The organism is Nocardia carnea (genome assembly GCF_029869215.1).
In the GTDB taxonomy this organism is placed as follows: Bacteria; Actinomycetota; Actinomycetes; order Mycobacteriales; family Mycobacteriaceae; genus Nocardia; species Nocardia carnea_B.
Genome location: NZ_JARWPM010000100.1, coordinates 1 through 18,710, shown reverse-complemented (window position 1 = coordinate 18,710; position 18,710 = coordinate 1). Strand labels below are relative to the sequence as shown.

General features: G+C 67.7%; 19 protein-coding genes and 1 pseudogene. 17 read left to right on the top strand and 3 right to left on the bottom strand.

Annotation, left to right across the window (positions count from 1 at the left end; translation table 11 throughout):
• Positions 1-293 precede the first annotated feature (293 nt).
• The 9 genes from QH276_RS05695 to QH276_RS05655 all read left to right on the top strand — a co-directional run bounded on the left by QH276_RS05695 (position 294) and on the right by QH276_RS05655 (position 9,900).
• Positions 294-1,088: an MlaE family ABC transporter permease gene (locus QH276_RS05695; protein ID WP_280400148.1), complete on the top strand. Its 795-nt coding sequence runs from the start codon at positions 294-296 to the stop codon at positions 1,086-1,088.
• Between the two features lie 13 nt (positions 1,089-1,101).
• On the top strand, positions 1,102-1,959 hold the full coding sequence (locus QH276_RS05690) for an MlaE family ABC transporter permease (RefSeq protein ID WP_280400149.1): 858 nt from the start codon (positions 1,102-1,104) through the stop codon (positions 1,957-1,959).
• Between the two features lie 11 nt (positions 1,960-1,970).
• Complete coding sequence (locus tag QH276_RS05685) at positions 1,971-3,242, top strand: MCE family protein (protein WP_348536949.1); 1,272 nt, start codon at positions 1,971-1,973, stop codon at positions 3,240-3,242.
• Complete coding sequence (locus QH276_RS05680) at positions 3,239-4,255, top strand: MCE family protein (protein ID WP_280399704.1); 1,017 nt, start codon at positions 3,239-3,241, stop codon at positions 4,253-4,255. The genes QH276_RS05685 and QH276_RS05680 overlap by 4 nt, the downstream gene beginning before the upstream one ends.
• Before the next feature lies 1 nt (position 4,256).
• Positions 4,257-5,291: an MCE family protein gene (locus tag QH276_RS05675; protein ID WP_280399705.1), complete on the top strand. Its 1,035-nt coding sequence runs from the start codon at positions 4,257-4,259 to the stop codon at positions 5,289-5,291.
• The gene (locus tag QH276_RS05670; RefSeq protein WP_280399706.1) at positions 5,288-6,535 is read left to right on the top strand and encodes an MCE family protein; all 1,248 of its coding nucleotides are present in this window, start codon (positions 5,288-5,290) and stop codon (positions 6,533-6,535) included. The genes QH276_RS05675 and QH276_RS05670 overlap by 4 nt, the downstream gene beginning before the upstream one ends.
• Before the next feature lie 6 nt (positions 6,536-6,541).
• A complete protein-coding gene (locus tag QH276_RS05665) occupies positions 6,542-7,813 on the top strand; it encodes an MCE family protein (protein WP_280399707.1) in 1,272 nt (423 codons plus the stop codon).
• A 2-nt stretch (positions 7,814-7,815) separates the two neighbouring features.
• Complete coding sequence (locus QH276_RS05660; protein ID WP_280399720.1) at positions 7,816-9,279, top strand: MlaD family protein; 1,464 nt, start codon at positions 7,816-7,818, stop codon at positions 9,277-9,279.
• A 168-nt stretch (positions 9,280-9,447) separates the two neighbouring features.
• Positions 9,448-9,900, top strand: a complete 453-nt coding sequence (locus tag QH276_RS05655) for a hypothetical protein (protein ID WP_280399708.1) — start codon at positions 9,448-9,450, stop codon at positions 9,898-9,900.
• Between the two features lie 26 nt (positions 9,901-9,926).
• Here the strand turns inward: QH276_RS05655 and QH276_RS05650 are convergent, their stop codons facing one another.
• A complete protein-coding gene (locus QH276_RS05650; protein WP_280399709.1) occupies positions 9,927-11,102 on the bottom strand; it encodes an acyl-CoA dehydrogenase family protein in 1,176 nt (391 codons plus the stop codon).
• A gap of 141 nt (positions 11,103-11,243) precedes the next feature.
• On the opposite strand from QH276_RS05650, the gene QH276_RS05645 reads away from it, so the two are divergent.
• From QH276_RS05645 to QH276_RS05620, 6 genes and pseudogenes are all read left to right on the top strand, one after another.
• Complete coding sequence (locus tag QH276_RS05645) at positions 11,244-11,903, top strand: TetR/AcrR family transcriptional regulator (RefSeq protein ID WP_280399710.1); 660 nt, start codon at positions 11,244-11,246, stop codon at positions 11,901-11,903.
• 136 nt (positions 11,904-12,039) lie between these two features.
• Positions 12,040-13,542: a class I adenylate-forming enzyme family protein gene (locus QH276_RS05640; protein WP_280399711.1), complete on the top strand. Its 1,503-nt coding sequence runs from the start codon at positions 12,040-12,042 to the stop codon at positions 13,540-13,542.
• Between the two features lie 25 nt (positions 13,543-13,567).
• Positions 13,568-13,873, top strand: coding sequence for a hypothetical protein (locus tag QH276_RS05635; RefSeq protein ID WP_280399712.1), 306 nt, complete (start codon positions 13,568-13,570; stop codon positions 13,871-13,873).
• An 899-nt stretch (positions 13,874-14,772) separates the two neighbouring features.
• Positions 14,773-15,120 (top strand): annotated as a pseudogene (locus QH276_RS35500) (hypothetical protein); the annotation flags it as partial.
• 2 nt (positions 15,121-15,122) lie between these two features.
• Positions 15,123-15,626, top strand: a complete 504-nt coding sequence (locus QH276_RS05625) for a twin-arginine translocation pathway signal (protein ID WP_280399721.1) — start codon at positions 15,123-15,125, stop codon at positions 15,624-15,626.
• Complete coding sequence (locus tag QH276_RS05620; protein WP_280399714.1) at positions 15,596-15,826, top strand: hypothetical protein; 231 nt, start codon at positions 15,596-15,598, stop codon at positions 15,824-15,826. The genes QH276_RS05625 and QH276_RS05620 overlap by 31 nt, the downstream gene beginning before the upstream one ends.
• A 3-nt stretch (positions 15,827-15,829) precedes the next feature.
• On the opposite strand, the gene QH276_RS05615 is transcribed toward QH276_RS05620, so the two are convergent.
• A complete protein-coding gene (locus tag QH276_RS05615) occupies positions 15,830-16,591 on the bottom strand; it encodes an SDR family oxidoreductase (protein ID WP_280399715.1) in 762 nt (253 codons plus the stop codon).
• Positions 16,592-16,765: 174 nt separating this feature from the next.
• Between QH276_RS05615 and QH276_RS05610 the strand changes: the two genes are divergently transcribed.
• On the top strand, positions 16,766-17,656 hold the full coding sequence (locus tag QH276_RS05610; RefSeq protein ID WP_280399716.1) for an RNA polymerase sigma-70 factor: 891 nt from the start codon (positions 16,766-16,768) through the stop codon (positions 17,654-17,656).
• Between the two features lie 19 nt (positions 17,657-17,675).
• On the opposite strand, the gene QH276_RS05605 is transcribed toward QH276_RS05610, so the two are convergent.
• Complete coding sequence (locus QH276_RS05605; protein ID WP_280399717.1) at positions 17,676-18,065, bottom strand: nitroreductase/quinone reductase family protein; 390 nt, start codon at positions 18,063-18,065, stop codon at positions 17,676-17,678.
• 179 nt (positions 18,066-18,244) lie between these two features.
• On the opposite strand from QH276_RS05605, the gene QH276_RS05600 reads away from it, so the two are divergent.
• On the top strand, positions 18,245-18,710 hold a 466-nt coding region (locus QH276_RS05600; protein ID WP_280406653.1), incomplete at its 3' end, for a TetR/AcrR family transcriptional regulator.

Sequence of the window (18,710 nt, the reverse complement as noted above, 5' to 3'; positions counted from 1 at the left end):
AACTTATTACTACCACTCCTCCCCTCTCGCGGCCCCCGCGCCGCCGGCGGCCCCCCCCCCCCCCCCGCCCCCCCCCCCCCCCCCCCCCCCGCCGCCCCCCCCCCCACCCCGGGGCTCGTTCCCCCCCCCCCCCGTCTCGGTGGGATCGCGCGCCGGCGAATCCCACCGAGCCGTCGATCGTTCGACAGGAGCACTTCGATGCCGAAATCCTCCTTGCCCGGGCGCGCACCCGGCCTTCCCGGGCAGCGCCCGATCGGCACGGCGGCCCCCGAACCCGATGCGCCGAGGTGGCTATGACCACCCGCACGCCGTATCTGACCCGGCTCCGAGACCGCGTCGAGGGACCACTGCAGACAATAGGCGGCTTGTTCGCCATGACCGCCGACGCGGTGAAATTCGCCTTCCGCCGCCCGTTCCAGACCCGCGAATTCCTGGAACAGTCCTGGTTCATCGTGCGGGTATCGCTGGTACCGACCCTGCTGGTGGCGATTCCGTTCACCGTGCTGGTGAGCTTCACGCTCAATATCCTGCTGCGCGAACTCGGTGCCGCCGATCTGTCCGGGGCCGGCGCGGCATTCGGCGCCGTGACCCAGGTCGGGCCGATGGTCACGGTACTGATCGTCGCCGGCTCCGGCGCCACCGCGATGTGCGCCGATCTGGGGTCGCGGACGATCCGCGAGGAGATCGCGGCCATGGAGGTGCTCGGTATCGACCCGGTGCAGCGGCTGGTCACACCGCGCATGCTGGCCTCCGGTCTGGTCGCGCTGCTGCTGAACAACCTGGTCTGCATCATCGGCGTGCTCGGCGGCTACGTGTTCTCCGTCTACGTGCAAGACGTCAATCCGGGTGCCTTCGTCGCCGGGATCACCCTGCTCACCGGGATCAACGAGGTGATCATCTCCTCGGTGAAAGCCCTGCTGTTCGGCCTGGTCGCCGGGATCGTCGCCTGCTACCGCGGGCTGATCGTCACCGGCGGCGCGAAAGCGGTGGGTAACGCGGTCAACGAGACCGTGGTCTATGCGTTCATGTCGCTGTTCGTCATCAATGTGATGGTCACGGCGATCGGTATCCAGTTGACGACCGGATGAGGGGAGGAATCCGATGACAGCATCCGAGGTGCTCACCGCGCGGTACCCGGCGATGGTCCGCCGGCTGCGCAAACCGGTGGATGTACTCGGCCGGGTCGGTGATCATGCGATCTTCTACGTGAAGGCGCTGGCGTTCGCGCCGATGGCGGCCTGGCGCTACAAACGCGAGACGATCCGGTTGATCGCGGAGATCAGTATGGGCGCCGGCACGTTGGCCGCGTTCGGCGGCACGGTGGTGATCGTCAGCTTCCTGACGCTGGCCACCGGCGGCACACTCGCAGTCCAGGGCTACAGCTCCCTCGGCGATATCGGCATCGAGGCACTGACCGGATTCCTCTCGGCGTTCATCAACGTCCGGATCTCCGCGCCGGTGGTGGCAGGTATCGGCCTGGCGGCCACGTTCGGGGCCGGCGTCACCGCGCAACTGGGTGCCATGCGGATCAACGAGGAGATCGACGCCTTGGAATCCATTGCGATCGAGCCGATCTCCTACCTGGTCGGCACCCGGATCATGGCCGGGATGATCGCGATCACCCCGCTGTACGCCATCGCGGTGATCGCGTCCTTCCTCGCCAGCCGGTTCACCACGGTGGTGATCCTGGGCCAGTCCTCCGGTCTGTACGACCACTATTTCGCCACGTTCCTGAACCCGATCGACCTGCTCTGGTCGTTCCTGCAGGCAATTCTCATGGCGATCACGATCTTGCTGATCCACACCTATTTCGGGTTCTTCGCCGCCGGCGGCCCGTCCGGCGTGGGCACGGCCGTGGGTAATGCGGTGCGGACCTCGCTCATCGCGGTGGTCTCGGTAACCCTGCTGGTCTCCCTGGCCGTATACGGGTCCAACGGAAACTTCGAGCTGTCGGGGTAGGGATGGCGCTGGTGGGAAACGAAACACAGCACCGGCGGGCCGATGCCCCACCGCCGGACGGGCGACCGGACGTCACCGCGGACCGGCGGCGGCGCCGGCGGGACCGGTTGCGGGCGCTGGCCGCCGTGGGCCGGCCGGCCGCGGGCCTCGCCGCGCTCGCGGCGGGCACCGCGATCGTGGTCCTCGCGGTGACCCTGTTCCAGGGTGGTTTCGCCGACACCGTCACGGTGACAGTGCACGCGCCGCGGGCCGGACTGGTGATGTACCCCGATGCCGAGGTCAAACTGCGCGGCGTGACCGTCGGCGCGGTGGATTCCATTGTCGAACGGGCGGATGGCACCGCGGAGATCGAATTGGCCATCGACCGCGGCAACCTCACCCGGATACCCGGCGATGTCACCGTGGATATCGCTTCCACCACTGTGTTCGGCGCGAAGTACATCCAGTTGGTGCCGCCCGCGCGACCCTCGTCCGGCCACCTCGAACCGGGGCAGGTATTCGACGCCGGCCACGTGACGGTCGAGATCAACACGGTGTTCGAACAGCTCACCCAGGTACTGGGGCAGATCCAGCCGGAGAAGTTGAACGAAACCCTGGGCGCCTTGGCCGAGGCGATGCGCGGGCGCGGTGACCGGGTGGGCCAGATGATGGTCGACCTGGAATCGTTCCTGGCGAAAGTCGAACCCGGACTGCCCGCGTTGCGCGCCGATCTCGCGATGGCCCCGCAGGTCACCGGTGCCTACGCGGATGCCGCACCGGCCCTGGTGGAAACGGTGGGCAACGCGACCCAGCTCAGCCGGACCATTGTGGAGGAACAGCAGCAGCTCGATGTGCTGTTGATGAGTCTCATCGGTCTCGCCGATACCGGGAACCGGGTCGTGGGGGAGAACGGGCCCGGCCTGGTGAGCTCCATGGACGTCCTCGTACCGACCCTCGACCTCACCAACCGCTATCGCACCGCGCTGACCTGCGCCCTGGACGGGCTCGGCTATCTGGCTTCGGTGAAACCGGTGCAAGTGCCGGGTATCGGGTTGTCGGCGAACTTCTTGTGGGGTGTCGAGCCCTACCGCTATCCGGAGCATCTGCCGAAGGTCGCGGCGTCGGGCGGACCGCAGTGTTCGATGCTGCCGGTGGCGTACGAGGATTTCCCGCCGTTCGTGGTCACCGATGTGGGCGCCAACCCGCACGCGGGACCGTTCCGTCCGAACCTGTCCCTGAACACCACCTCACTGGCCGAGGCGCTCTTCGGGCCCGCCGCCGCGGGGAAAGGAGCGCCGCGATGAGCAATCGCAATACGCCACTGCTGAAATTCGGAATATTCGCTGCGGTGATGGTGGTGCTCTCGGCCTGCTTGATCATCGTTTTCGGCGAGTACCGCAGCGGTTCGACCACCGAGTACTCGGCGGTCTTCGCCGATTCGTCCGGGCTGCGCACGGGGGATACGGTGCGGGTGGCCGGGGTCGTGGTGGGTTCGGTGCGCGGGGTCGCACTGCGCGACGATCACCGCGTGCGGGTGGAGTTCGACGCCGATCGCTCGCTGGCGCTGACCACCGGCACCGAGGTCGCGGTGCGCTACCTGAATCTCGTCGGCGACCGCTACCTGGAAATCACCGACCGTCCCGGCGACACACTGCCCGCGGGCGGGCAACTGCCGATCGAGAACACCACCGGCGCGCTGGATCTGGATCTGTTGCTGGGTGGGCTCAAACCGGTGATCCAGGGTTTGAACGCCCGGGATGTGAACGCCCTGACCTGGTCGTTGCTGGAGATCGTGCAGGGTAAGGAGGGCACCGTGAATTCGCTGCTCGGCCGGACCGCCTCCTTCTCCGCCGCGCTGGCCGACAACAACGAGATCGTCGAGCAGCTGATCGACAATCTGAACACGGTGATGACCACGCTGGCGAACGAGGGCGGGCAGTTCTCCGGCCTGGTGGACCGGCTCGAACAACTCATCACCCAGCTCGGCAACGAACGCGACCCCATCGCCGCCGCGATCGATTCGCTGGAAGCCGGTACGGCCACCGTCGCCGATCTGCTGACCCAGGGCCGGCCCGGCCTGGCCGGCGCAATCGACCAGGTCAACCAGCTGGCCGCGAATATCGACGGCGACAAAGCGACGCTCGATACCGCGCTGCAGAAAGCTCCGGAGAACTTCCGGAAACTGGTGCGCACCGGGGCCTACGGCAATTTCATCCAGTACTACCTGTGCGATCTGACGATCCGGGTCAACGACCTGTCCGGGCAGGTCGTGGAGATCCCCGCCGCCGTACAGACCGATGGAAGGTGCGCTCCCTGAGATGTTTCGATACCGCGGAAAACATCTGCTGCGGCACGGCCTGGTCGGGATCGTGCTCATCCTCTGCGTGATCTCGCTGGGCCTGCAATCGCAGCAGGTGATCGCCTGGGGCACGACCGTCCGCTACCAGGCGGTGTTCGAGGAGGCCGGCGGGCTGGAGGCCGGTGACGAGGTGATGGTGTCGGGTTTCGAGGTCGGGACGGTCACCGAGGTGCGCCTCGAACGCGGCCGGGCACTGGTCGTATTCACCGTCGGCGACCGGGTCACGCTGGGCGCGTCCAGTACCGCGCAGATCAAAACCGGTTCGTTGCTGGGTAAACGGATCATGACCCTGGTGTCGCACGGTGACGAGCGGCTGCGTCCGCTGGATGTCATCCCGGTCGAACGCACCTCCTCGCCGTATTCGCTGACCGACGCACTCGGCGACCTCACCGACACCAGCGCGGCCATGGACACCGACGCGCTGAACAGCTCGCTGGATCTGCTCTCGTCCACGCTGGATTCGATCGCCCCGCAACTGGGACCCGCCTTCGACGGCCTGTCGGAACTGTCGAAATCCATCAACAGCCGCAATACCGCGCTCGGCGATCTGCTCACCGCGACCCAGCAGGTCACCGGTATCCTCGCCGATCGCAGCGAACAGTTGAATACCATGCTGCTCAACGCGAACACCCTGGTCGGGGTGCTCGACGAACGCCGGCAGGCGATCGCCACCCTACTGGCCAATACGGCGGCCGTCGCCGACCAGCTCACCCAGCTGGTGGCCGACAACGAGGCCGAACTCGGGCCCGCACTGGACCGGTTGAACTCGGTCACCGAACTGCTGCAACGTAACCGGGACAATATCGCCGAAGCGATCCCCGGCCTGGCGAAGGCCTCGCTCACCCAGGGCGAAGCGGTGTCGGGCGGGCCGTTCTACAACGCCTATGTCGCCAACCTGATTCCGGCCCAATGGATCCGGCCGTTCGTCGACGCGGCGTTCGGCGGCTCGGTCCCGCAACCACAACCCGTACCGCAACCGGGGGCACCACGATGAACCGGAACCTGATCATCCGCGTGGCGGTAGGCGCCTCGGTGGTGGCCGTCGTGGTCGCGGCATTCGCGGTGGTGAACCGCGCGCTGTTCGCGCCGAATACGGTGCGCGCGATCTTCACCACCGCCACCGCGATCTACCCCGGCGACGATGTGCGGGTATCCGGGGTGAAGGTCGGCACCATCGCCGCCATCGAACCCCGCGGCGCCACCGTGGAAATGACGATGCACGTCGACCGCGAGGTCGATATTCCGGCCGATGCGGGTGCGGTGATCGTCGCCCAGAGTCTGGTCGACTCCCGTTACGTGCAGCTCACTCCCGCCTACCGCGGGGAAGGCCCGACCATGGCCGACGATACGGTGATCCCGCTGGAGCGCACGGCGATCCCGGTCGAATGGGATCAGATCAAAACACAGCTCACCCGGCTGGCCACCGAACTCGGGCCCGACGGGAACCAGGCCTCCGGGCCCGCGGGGCGCTTCATCGACAGCGCGGCGAACGCCCTTGCCGGAAACGGGGACAAACTGCGGCAGGTGCTGTCGGAGTTGTCCGGGGTCGGGCGGATACTGGCCGACGGTAGCGGCGATATCGCCGCCACCATCACGAACCTGCAGACCTTCGTCACCGCACTGCGCGACAGCAACGTACAGATCGTGCAGTTCCAGAACCGCCTGGCGACCCTCACCAGTGTGCTGTCCGACAGCCGCTCCGATCTCGACGCGGCATTGACCAATTTGTCCATCGCGGTGGGTGAGGTGCAGCGGTTCGTGGCGGAGAACCGGGACAAGGCCGGTGAGCAGGTAGGCCGGCTGGCCGACGTCACCCAGAACCTGGTGGACAACCGCGGCGAGCTCGAGGAGTTGCTGCATATCTTCCCCACCAGCCTGGCCAACTTCTACAACATCTACAACCCCGATACCGGCACCGAAGCGGGGGTTTTCGTGCTGAACAACTTCTCCAACCCGATCGAATTCGTCTGCGGCGGTATCGCCAGCGTGGAGAACATCGGGGCCGAGGAGGCGGCGCGCAAATGCCGTGACTATCTCGGCCCGGTGCTCGGACTGCTCAACTTCAACTACCTGCCGGTGCCGGTGAACCCGGCCCTGGGGCCCTCGGCGAATCCGGACAACATCATCTACAGCGAACCCCATCTGGTTCCGCAGGCGGTGAACCCGCCCGCGCCGGCACCACCACCGGCACCGCCGGTGCCGAACCTGGCCGACATCCTTTTCCCCGGCGGGCGGTGAGTACCGATGACAAAACCGCGTAAAGGCAGCAATATTCGCACTGCGGTACTCGCCTGCGTATGCGTCGCGCTGACCGCGACCGGCTGTAACTGGGACGGCGTCAATTCGCTGCCCTTGCCGGGCGCCACCGGCCGCGGCGCCGAGGCCACCGTGCTGTACGTGGAAATGGCCGATGTCGGCACACTGACGCCGAATTCGCCGGTACTGATCGACGATGTGGTGGTCGGCAGCATCGGCGATATCACGGTGGAGAACTGGCACGCGTTGGTGGAGGTGTCCATCCAGCCCGGCCAGGTGGTGCCGGCGAACGCGCAGGCCCGAGTGGGACAGACCAGTCTGCTCGGGTCGATGCATCTGGCGCTCGGCCCGCCTCCCGGGCAGGCGCCGCAGGGACAACTCGCGCCGGGGTCGCGGATCGCACTGGACGAGACCGGCACCTACCCGTCGACCGAACAGACGCTGGCCTCGCTGTCGGTGGTGGTCAACGGTGGTGGCCTGGGACAGATCGGCGATATCGTCGGCAGCCTCAGCGCCGCGTTCGAGGGGCGGGAGACGAATATCCGGGCGCTCCTGGACCGCCTCGACGTCTTCCTCGGAACGCTCGACGCCCAGCGCGCCGATATCGTCGCCACCATCGACAACCTGAACCGGCTCGGCGGCACGTTCGCCGCGCAGCGTGATGTGCTCACCGCGGCGCTACAGCGAATTCCCCCCGCACTGGACGTGCTCATCGCCGAACGCCCGGATCTGGTGACCGCACTGGACCGGCTGCGTACCTTCAGCGACACCACCAATGGTGTCCTGACCACGGTGCACGACGATCTGCTCACCAATCTGCGCAACCTCGAACCGACGTTGCGGGCGCTGGCCGATGTGGGTCCGGATATCAACTCCGCGATCCAGTTCGCGACCGTATTCCCGTACGGGCAGTACCTGGTCGACAACGGCGTCCGCGGCGATTTCATCAACCTGTTCGCCACCGTCGACCTCACCATTCCGCGGCTGCGCCGGGAACTGCTGCTGGGCACACCCTGGGGAGATCCGACCGCGGTGATCCAGGCCGCCGTCGGTGATCCGGGTTATGCCGAGCAGACGAAGAATCCACTCGGGTTCGGGGTGACCCCGCCGCCGGTCGCGGCGCCCGCGCCGGCTCCCGCCCCGCCACCGCCTCCGGCGCCTGCCCCCGCCTCGCCACCGGCGCCTGCCCCCGTGCCCGGTCTGCCGTTCCCGCTGCCGCAGATCCAGCTTCCCCAGATACCCGGGATCGGAGGCGGCTGATGCTGCTCTCGCGTTTCGTCAAAGCCCAGCTGATCATCTTCGGTGTGCTCGCGGTGATCGGGCTGGTCGTGATGTCGGCGGTGTACATGCGACTGCCGACGCTCGCCGGTATCGGCACCATCGGGGTGACCGTGGAACTCCCGGAAGCCGGCGGCCTGTACCGGTTCGGCAACGTCACCTACCGCGGGATCCGGGTCGGCAGGGTCACCTCGGTGGAGTTGAGCGGCGACGGGGTACGCGCGCGGCTGGCCATCGACGGCTCATACCGGATCCCGGCCGACCTCACCGCCGAGGTGCGCAGTGTGTCCGCGGTCGGTGAACAGTACGTCGACCTGCTGCCGCGTACCGATTCCCCGCCGTATCTGTACGACGGGGCCACCATCGAACGCCGGGACACCGCGGTACCGCAACCTGTCGGCCCGATGCTGGACAAACTCAGCGCCCTGGTGGACACCATCCCCAAGGATGATCTGCGCCGGCTGCTCGACGAGATGTTCGCCGGGGTCAACGGGGCGGGCTACGACCTGGATTCGCTGCTCACCTCGGCCGAGAAACTGACCGCCGATATGAACGGGGTCGGCGACGCCACCCGCACCCTGGTCCAGGACGCGCAACCGCTACTGGACTCACAGGTGCAGACGGCCGACGCGATCCGTATCTGGACCCGGGCCACCGCGGACGTGACAGGGCAGCTCGTGGCGAACGATCCGCAGATCCGCCAGGTACTGCATGCGGGTCCGGGCTTCGCCGACGAGGTGGCCGGACTGCTGGATTCGGTGGATCTCACTCTGCCGGTGCTGTTGTCGAATCTGACCTCGGTCGGTCAGCTCGCGGTCACCTACAACGCGGGCCTCGAACAGTTGCTGGTACTGCTCCCGCCGGTGGTCTCGCTGGTCCAGGCCGTCCAGCCGACCAAGAACGCGTCCGGCCTGGGTATCGGCGATTTCCGGGTCAGCGGTGTATCCGACCCGCCCGCCTGCACACTCGGCTTCCTACCGCCTTCGGAATGGCGATCCCCGCAGGACACCACCACCATCGACACTCCGGACAACCTGTATTGCAAACTGCCGCAGGACCATCCGGTGGCGGTCCGAGGTGCGCGCAATATCCCGTGCGCGAACAATCCCGCCAAACGCGCTCCGACGGCCGCCCTCTGCAACAGCGATCAGGAGTTCGTACCGGTCGCGCCGGAGCAGCCGGTGCTCGGCCCCTACCCACGCGACCCCGAACTGGAAGGCCAGGGGATCCCGCCGGATTCGCGTTTCGACCCGCCGCCCGGCAACGCGCCGCCCGGGAACGCCCCGGCTGCCGCGACCGCACCGGCTCCGGCAGTCGCGCCCGCGATCGCTTACACCCAGTACGACCCGGACACCGGTGAATACCTCGGCCCCGATGGTCAGCTCTACCGGCAAACCGACCTGGTCGCCGACACCCACGGCAGCTGGGAGGACATGCTCCCGCACTGATGGCGGTCGCGAATGCTGTGTAGACAGTGCCGCCGGGGCGACACGTTCGCCCGGTACGGCGGCCCTCGGACTCCTTGCCGCGGAATTGTTCGTGCGCCAACGGAGTTGGTGCGACACGGTATCGTGTCGATCGCCGCATATTCTGCGGGCCGATGGGAGGAATCGCCGATGATCACGGACCCGACGCTCCTGCGCATCGGCGAGGCAGCACAGCTCAATCACGGTGGGCAACGCGAAGCGGCACGTTCGATGCTCGCCGGGATATGGGAGGAGATCGGCGGCGAGGCCGGTGATCCGCTGCACCGCTGCACGCTCGCGCACACCATGGCCGACGCACAGGACGACGTCGAGGCGGAGCTGGTCTGGGACCAGCGAGCGCTGGCGGCCGTCGGCCTGGTGACCGATGCGCAACTGGCGCAGGCCGGGGTGGCCATGTCTGTGGCGGGTCTGTATCCGTCGCTCCACTTGAATCTGAGCGACTGCTACCGCAAGCTCGGTGATCTCGTCCGGGCCCGGGAACACCTGGCTCAGGCGCGGGCCTCCGTCGGCGCGCTGGACAACGACGATTACGGGCGGCTGATCAGAGACGATCTGGAGCGATTGACCGAACAGTTGCGGTAGCCGGCGACGCGGCCGGGCAGGCCTGCTCAGCTCCGGGGGAGGCCGAGGATGCGCTGGGCGATGATATTGCGCTGGATCTCGGAGGTGCCGCCGGCGATGGTGCCGGAGAAACTGCGCAGATACCGTTCGAACCAGCTCGGTGCGTGGTCCTCCAGATTGAGCAGACTGTGCCGGGAGGTCACCGCGGGGTGTTCGAGGCCGTCGGCGCCGGCGGCCTCGAGGGCGGCCTCCAATCCGCGTTGCACGCTTTCCGAGCCCAGCAGCTTCAGCACCGACAAAGCGGCCACATCCGATTCGCCGCGCGCTTCCCTGGCCAGGGCTGTCGAACCCAGTAGCTCGAGGGCTTGCAGGTCCATGACCACCGTGGCGAAACGGTCCATATCGAGTTCGGTGCGCGGCCGGAAATCCTGGACCAGCATGCGTAGGCGTTGCGCGAAACTCATCCACAGCAGGGTGCGTTCGTGGCCGAGGGAGCCGGTGGCCACCGTCCAGCCCCGGTTCAGTTCGCCGACGAGGTTCTCGACCGGCACCCGGGCGTCTTCGAAGAACACCTCGTTGAAGTCCAGATCGTCATCGGCGCAGGCCGAGGAGAACGGCCGGCGGCGCACTCCCGGGGTATCGGTGGGGATCAGCAGTACCGAGATCCCCTTGTGCTTCGGTGCGTCCGGGTCGGTGCGGACGAAGGTGAGAATGACATCGGAATCGTGGGCGCCCGAGGTCCACACCTTCTGGCCGTTGACGATGAAATGGTCGCCGTCGAGGACGGCGCGGGTACGCAGGCCGGCCAGGTCGGAACCGGCGCCGGGTTCGCTCATCCCGAGTGCCGCGGGCATTTCGCCGCGCAGGATGGGCACTGCCCAGCGGCGCTGCTGATCGGGGGTGCCGAAGGTGATCAGCGAGGCGGCGATGATGCCCTGGCCCTGCGGATTGCAGCTCTCGTAGATCTTGCGGCGGCCCAGTTCCTCCCGGTGCACGTATTGCTGCAGAACGGTCGCGTTGCGGCCGCCGAACTCGGGCGGGTAACCCGGGACCAGCCAGCCGTGGTCGAATTGGGTGCTCTGCCAGGCGCGGGACCAGTCGGGTACATGCGAACTCGACCGCGGCCGCTCGGTGGCGATCGCCTCGGGCGGCAGATGCTCGTCGAGGAACGCGATGAACTCGGCGCGGAACCTTTCCACGTCCGCGTCGAAAGTCAGCTGCACTGTGTACCTCCTTTGACCGAATATGAGAATATCATTCTCTCATTGGGATATTCTAGTTTCCATCGGCGTGTGACCGGGCTCGGCGCAGGGTGCACTCCGGTGGGGTCCCGCCCGATGGACACGGCGATGGGAGGTACGACCATGCGGAGTGCCGGCAGTGAGCTGACCTTGCAGCAGCGGATCGATGCGCGCTCGGTGCGCACGACCAAGCTGTTCGGCAGCACGCAGGTGCAGCGGTTCCTCGACGCCGCGCGGGCGCTGATCACCGAGCGCGGCAGTACCGATTTCACCATGCACGAAGTGGTCGATGTGGCGGGGCAGTCGCTGCGCAGTTTCTATCTGCTGTTCGACGGTAAGCACGAACTGCTGCTGGCCCTCTATGAAGAGGCCATCGCCAAGGTTGCCGAGCAGATCCGGGAAGCCACCGGAAACGACGCCGATTCACTGGACAAACTGCGGACCGCGGTGGAGTTGCTGTTCGAATTCTGCCGGCCGGACCCGGGGGCGCACCGTCCGTTGTTCACCGAATTCGCGCCGCAACTGCTGATGTCGGATCCGATCGAGATCCAGGTCGCGCACGCCTCGCTGTTCGAGCTGCTCGCCGATCTGGTGAGCGCGGCCGAGGCCGCCGGGTATCTGCGCGCGGGGGCGCGGCCGCGCCGGTTGGCGGCGATGACCCTGCAAACGGTGATGTTCGTGGCGCAGGGGTCGCGGCCCGACGACGGCAGTCATCCGATCACGGCCGCCGAGGTGTGGAATCTGTGTGCGTTCGGCGCGCTCGGCGGAGCCGCCCGGGCGTGACCAGCGCCCGGACCGGCCGGTTGGTCGACCCGGGCGCACCGGCCAGCGGATATGTTATTCTCGGTTTCCGAGAATGCTGATATCACCACCGGTTGGGCGCTGGATCGTGGCGCCGGCGCGTTCAGGAAGTTGTCGTATGAGTATTTCGCTACTGCTGGATATGGCGGCGTCGAGCAACCCGGACCGGGTGGCCGTCGTATCCGGCGAACAGCGGTGGACCGGCGCCGAGTTGGACACCCTGGCCCACGGGGGCGCGGGGGCGATCGCCGCCTCCGGCGCCCGCAGTGTCGCATACGTGGGTACGGGCGGGGCGCTGCTGCCGCTGCTGATTTTCGCCTCGGCCCGCGCCGGAGTCCCGTTCACACCGCTGAACTACCGTCTCAGCGCCGACAAACTCGCCGAACTTGTGCACCGGCTGGACGCCCCGCTGGTGATCCACGACGAGTCCTACGCCGAAGCGGTGGCCGGGACCGCCGAACGGCTCTGGGCTTCGGCGCGATTCCTGGACTCCGCCCGCTGCGCCGAACCGGCCGCGGCGGACCCTGATCCGGATTCGCCGGCGGTCGTCCTGTTCACCTCCGGCACGACCTCGCAGCCCAAAGCGGTCGAACTCTCGCACAACAACCTGGTCAGCTACATCACCGGCACGGTGGAATTCGCCTCCGCCGCCGAGGACGACGTATCCCTGATCTGCGTGCCGCCCTACCACGTGGCGGGGGTCGGCGCGGCGCTGTCGAACCTCTACGCCGGGCGCAAGATGGTGTATCTGCGTAGTTTCGACCCGGCCGAATGGATCCGGCTGGTCGAGACCGAACGGGTCACCACGGCGACCGTGGTGCCCACCATGCTGGACCGGATCGTCGGTGCGCTGAAAGCCGGCGGCGCGCGGTTGCCGACCCTGCGCACCCTGGCCTACGGCGGCTCGAAAGTCGCGTTACCGCTGGTGCGCACCGCGCTCGAACTGCTGCCCGACGTGGGATTCGTCAATGCCTACGGGCTCACCGAAACCAGTTCCACCATCGCCGTACTCGGCCCTGACGACCACCGCGCCGCCCTGGCCTCCGACGACGAGAAGGTAGCCCGGCGGCTCGGCTCGGTCGGGCAGCCGGTACCCGGTATCGAGGTGCAGATCCGCGACGAGGGCGGAGCGGTGCTGCCCGCCGGGGCGACCGGGGAACTGTTCGTCCGCGGCCCGCAGGTCTCCGGGCGCTACACCGGGATCGGGTCGGTACTCGATGCCGAGGGCTGGTTCCCCACCAAGGACCTCGCGGTCCTGGACGCCGACGGCTACCTGTTCATCCACGGCCGCAGCGACGACACCATCATCCGCGGCGGCGAGAACATCGCGCCCGCCGAGATCGAGGACGTACTGGTGGAACATCCCGCCGTGCACGATTGCGCGGTGGTCGGCGTGGAGGACGCCGAATGGGGACAGATCATCGTGGCGGTCGTGGTCCCCGCCGAACCCGGCACCACTCCCGATCCGGAAGAACTGCGCGCTTATGTCCGTGCCGAACTCCGCGGTTCCCGGACCCCCGATCGCGTGGTGTTCCGGCCCGAACTACCCGCCACCCCGACCGGGAAAATTCTGCGGCGCGATCTGGTCGCCGAACTGACCCGCGAAACCGCCGGCGCGTAGCCGCCGCCTTCGAAAGGAAGAAATCATGGTGAAAACCGGTACCCGGCTACGGAGTCAGGTGTGCAATACCGAGGTGATCATCGTCCGGGCCGCCGACAGCCTCGCCGACCTGCGGGCCGGTGGTGTGCCGATGGTGCCCATCGACGGCGGCCCCGCGGCGGCGGCCGGCAGCCCGCAGGAGGGTTTCGCCGACGGCAATCTGATCGGTAAGCGCTACGTCGACGACCAAGGCGCAGAAGTCCTGGTGACCAAGGCGGGCGCCGGCACGCTGAGCGTCGGCGACACCCCGTTGACCATCAAGGAAGCCAAACCGCTGCCCGCAAGCGACTAGACCGACTGATCGAGGTGGGATAGATGCCCGAAACCGCCACCGACCCGCTGATCCTGGCGGCCGAACAAGCCGACGCCGAAGCGGCGGCGGCGGAAGCCGAGGCGCTGGCGGCGCAGGCGTCCGCGACCGCGGCGCGGGCGCGGGCCCGGGCCGCGAAACTACGCCGGGAAGCCGGAGAGCGGCGCGGCGGACCGGATGCGGGCGAGGTATCCGCAGCCGGCGATGTTGCCTCGTCGGGGAGCGCCGCTATCACGGAAGCGGATAGCGTTTGCCCCTCGAGTGCGGAAACTCCGGCTGCATCCGGCGGAACGGACTCGGGCGCGGAAGCTGGTGCGGCTGCGCCTGGCGGAACGGCATCAACCGCAGCGGGCTCTTCGGCGACTGTAGAGCTGTTGGCGGGCACCGGCGCGGACAGTGCCGGCGCGGGCAGCACCGCGCAAGACCCCGATGCGGACGCCGCCGGTGCGCGAAGCCCCGATGGGGACGCCGCCGGTGCGCGAAGCCCCGATGGGGACGGTGCCGGCCCGCGACAGTCCGGTGGGGATGGTGCCGGCCCGCAGAGCGATGACGCGGGCGGTGCTGCGCGCGTAGGCGGCGAACCGGAGAGTGCTGCCGAGGCCGACGCCGAGGCGGCGGGTGGCCCCGGATCGGCGAGAATGGATTCGGCGGAAGCCGCCGGGGACAGCACCGACCGGACGACGGGTACGGTGGCCGGCCGGTTCCCGGCCGCGGTGCGGCGGGTGAAACAGGGCGCGGTGCGGCGCCCGCGGCGCCGGACAGTGGCCCGGCTGGCGGTTGCGGTGATCGTGCTCGTCTGCCTGATGGCCGGCGGGTTTTCGATGTGGAACCACTATCAGATCACCGCGGACCAGGCGCGGGAGGACGAATACCTCAATGCCGCGCGGGAAGGCGTTATCGCGCTCACCACCCTGGATTCCGGACGGGCCGGCGAGGATGTGCAACGGGTCCTGGACCATTCGACCGGCGCTTTCCGGACGGATTTCCAGACCCGCTCCCAGGATTTCACCAAGGTCGTGGAGCAGTCCGAGGTCGCGACGCAGGGTGAGATCACCGCCGCCGCTGTCGAATCCATGACCGGCGAGTCGGCGGTCGTGCTGGTGTCGGCCGTCTCCCGGGTCACCAACTCCGCGGGAGCGCAGCAGGAGCCGCGGGTGTGGCGGTTGAGCGTCACCGTCACCCGGGAGGGCTCGGAGTTGAAGATGTCGAAAGTGGAGTTCGTGCCGTGAGTATGCCCAGCTTCTTCCGTACGGTCCGGCAGTCCCCGGAACCGCTGCTGCTCACCCTGCTGGCCGTGGTCGCGGTGGCCGTCGCCGGCTCGCTGCTGATCTTCCAGTACCGGCCCGATACCCGCGGCGACGCGGCGAAGAACGAGGTACTCTCCGCCGCCACCGAGGGCACCGTTGCCTTGCTGTCGTACTCCCCGGAAACCCTCGACCGGGATTTCGCGACCGCCAAATCCCGGATGACCGGCGATTTCCTCACCTACTACACCCAGTTCACCGAAAAGGTCATCGCGCCCGCCGCGAGGGAGAAATCGGTGAAAACCTCCGCGACCATCGTGCGTTCGGCGGTGGCGGAAATGCATCCGGATTCGGCGGTCGCGCTGCTGTTCATCAATCAGACCACCACCAGCGCCGAGAAACCCGATCCGGCACTGGCGGCCAGTAGCGTCCGCGTGACGCTGTCGAAGGTAGGGGACTCATGGCTGATCTCGTCGTTCGATCCGGTCTGAGCGAGGCCGGGGACCGGGTCCGGCGCGCGGACCCGGCGCTCGTAACGGTGTATCCGGTACTCGACTACTTCGCGGTGTGCCCCCGCTGCGGCTACTCCGCCGAAGCATCGGCCACCGTGCGAAGCTTCGCCGACGGTACGGCCGACCGCGAAACGCATATCACCTGCGGAATGCCCTGCGGCTGGCACGAAACACGTTAACCGTCACCACGGCAGCGGACCGTCCTCGGCGAAGAATCCGCCGGTCGGCCCGTCGGCGCCCAGGGTCGCCAGGCGAACCAGCACCGCGGCGCCCTGCGCGGGCGTCAGGAATCCGGTGTGGTTGTTGCTGTCGGTGTCGACATAGCCGGGTGCTACGGCATTGACCAGGATGCCTTCCTTGCGCAACTCGTTCGCGTAGCTGACGGTCAGCGCGTTGAGCGCCGTCTTCGACGGTGAATACGCTGCCGAGGGCAGCAGACCGGCGAAGGGGCCGTCGGGATCGCCGATGAGAGCCAGCGAGCCGGCATGACTGCTCACATTGACGATGCGCGGTGCCGGTGACCGCCGCAGCAGGGGGAGGAACGCGTTGGTCACCGCGATGACACCGAAGACGTTGGTCTCGAAGACCGCCCGGACCATATCGAGATCCACGGTGCTGGGGACCTGGTCGAAAGCCTTGTCGGGGTCGACCTGCTGATAGCTGGTCATCCCGGCGTTGTTGATCAGTATGTCGAGACTTCCGAACCGGCCGGCGATCCGTTCCGCGGCGGCCCGGATGGTCGCCGGATCGGTGACGTTCAGAACAACCGCCTGCGCGTCACCCCCTGATGCGCGGATCGCGGCGGCGGCGGCCTCGCCGCGTTCGGGATCGCGGGCGCCGATCAGGACGGTGCTGCCTTGTGCGGCGAGAAGTTCGGCCGCCGCGCGGCCGATACCTTTGTTCGCGCCGGTGACGAGTGCGATGGAGTTCTGCGGAGTGCTCACGGTGTGTCCTTCGTTGTGGTTGCTGTGCATCGACGACCACAAGATGCCGGCGACGCGGTCGCTGTGACAGCACGCCGGTGTGACGTGAACCACCGCCGGTCGCTGTCACAGGCCGGGACCGGCCGGCGTCTCGTATGTGTTCCGCAGAGCCGAGGACCCGGACAGGAGCCACCGATGAGCGAACACACCGACGCGGCCACCGAGGCTTTCGTCGCCCACCGCAACCTGCTCTTCACGGTTGCCTACGAAATGCTGGGTTCGGCCGCCGATGCCGAGGACGTACTGCAGGAGACGTGGCTGAAATGGGTGGGGGTGGAACTCGGCACCGTGCGCGACCCGCGGGCGTATCTGGTGCGGATCACGACCCGTCAGTCGCTGACGCGGTTGCGTACCCTTGTCCGGCGCCGGGAGTCCTATATCGGCCCGTGGCTACCGGAACCGCTGCTGACCGCACCCGATATCGCCGAAGACGTCGAACTGGCCGACCACATGTCGATGGCGATGCTGCTGGTCCTGGAAACCCTCGCGCCCACCGAACGTGCGGTGTTCGTCCTGCGTGAGGTGTTCGACTTGGGTTACGACGAGATCGCCGGAGCCGTGGACAAGACCCCGGCCGCGGTCCGCCAGATCGCCCATCGGGCGCGGACCCACGTCGCCGCCCGGCGGCCGCGCGGCGTCGTCACTCCGGCCGAAACCCGGGACGCGCTCGCTGCCTTCCGGCACGCGATCGAAACCGGGGACCTGCAAGGCCTGCTCGACCTGCTGGCACCGGACGTGGTCCTGCTGGGCGACGGTGGCGGTGTGAAGGCGGCGACCCCGCGGCCGATCACCGGGGCCGCCGCGGTGGCCCGCCTGCTGGCGAGTGGCCTGCCGCGTTTCGGTGACACCCTGACCGCCGAGCCGGTGGATATCAACGGTTCCCCGGCCCTGATCGTGCGCTCCGGCGGCGAGATCGACGATGTCGTGGCGATGCGTATCGACGACGGTCTCGTCACCGGGCTCTACATCGTCCGCAATCCGCACAAGCTGCAGCGGGTGTCGCAGGCGAACGCGGTGCGGCGCTGACCGATCGCGCGTGCCGCTGTTACGCGGGGGTGATGCGGAAGACGGGGTAGCGGTCCGCGATTCGCTCGAAATCGGCCTGCCCGGCGTGGCGATCTATCGGGAAATGCGGCCGCGCGCCCGGAGCCACCTGCAGGAAACGCCGTAGGATCGCCGCGCGCCGGCCCGTGGTTTCCTCTATGAGCCGGATCTCCTCGCGACGTCCGTGGCGCAATACGGCCCGGCCGTCACCTGCTCGTACGTTGCGCACCCAGTTCGTCCGGTCGCCGAGCATCGCGACCAGATACCGCTCACCGTCGTGATCGGCGATGGCGATCGGAAAGGAAATCAGCCGGCCCGATTTCCGGCCACGGAGTTCGAGGGTGGCCGCGCGGTCGGGCAGTACACCCGCCGCGAAGACGATTGCGGACACCCGGTTCTCGATCCGTGCCCAGCGACTCGGCCGGCCGCCGCGATATTGCCGACGCTTGAACGCTGCGAAGAAGCGACCGAGCATGAGTTTCCCTCCGGTGTGCCGCTACGGATTCTTACAAAGTATGTTTGTGTGGATACCGTATTCTTACCTGATAAGAATCGTCAAGAGGGAGGGTTGTGCCAGCGAACCGTAGCCGGGGACAAGCGGCCGGACTGACCAGGGAAGCGATCCTGCGGGCCGCGATCGCCGTGGCCGACCGGGAGTGTCTCGACGGGCTGACGATGCGGCGGGTCGCCGCCGAACTCGGGGTGGAGGCCATGACTCTCTACCACCATGTCCGGAACAAGGACGCGCTGCTGGACGGGATGGTCGACCAGCTGGTCGCCGAACTGCCGCCCCCACAGGACTACTCGTCCTGGCAGGAAACACTGCGCGCGTTCGCCCACGCGTTCCTGTCGGTGCTGTCCGCGCACCCCAACTTGATCGGACTGATCGCTTCCCGGCCCGCACTCTCTCCGCGAAATCTGGGGACGATGGAAAGGTTGCTCGAGTCGATCTGCGGGGGCGGGGGGGGGCCCCGCCGCCCAGGACGAGCACGACCCAGGCGGGGGCGGACAGGATCACCAGGCCCACCGCGCCGGC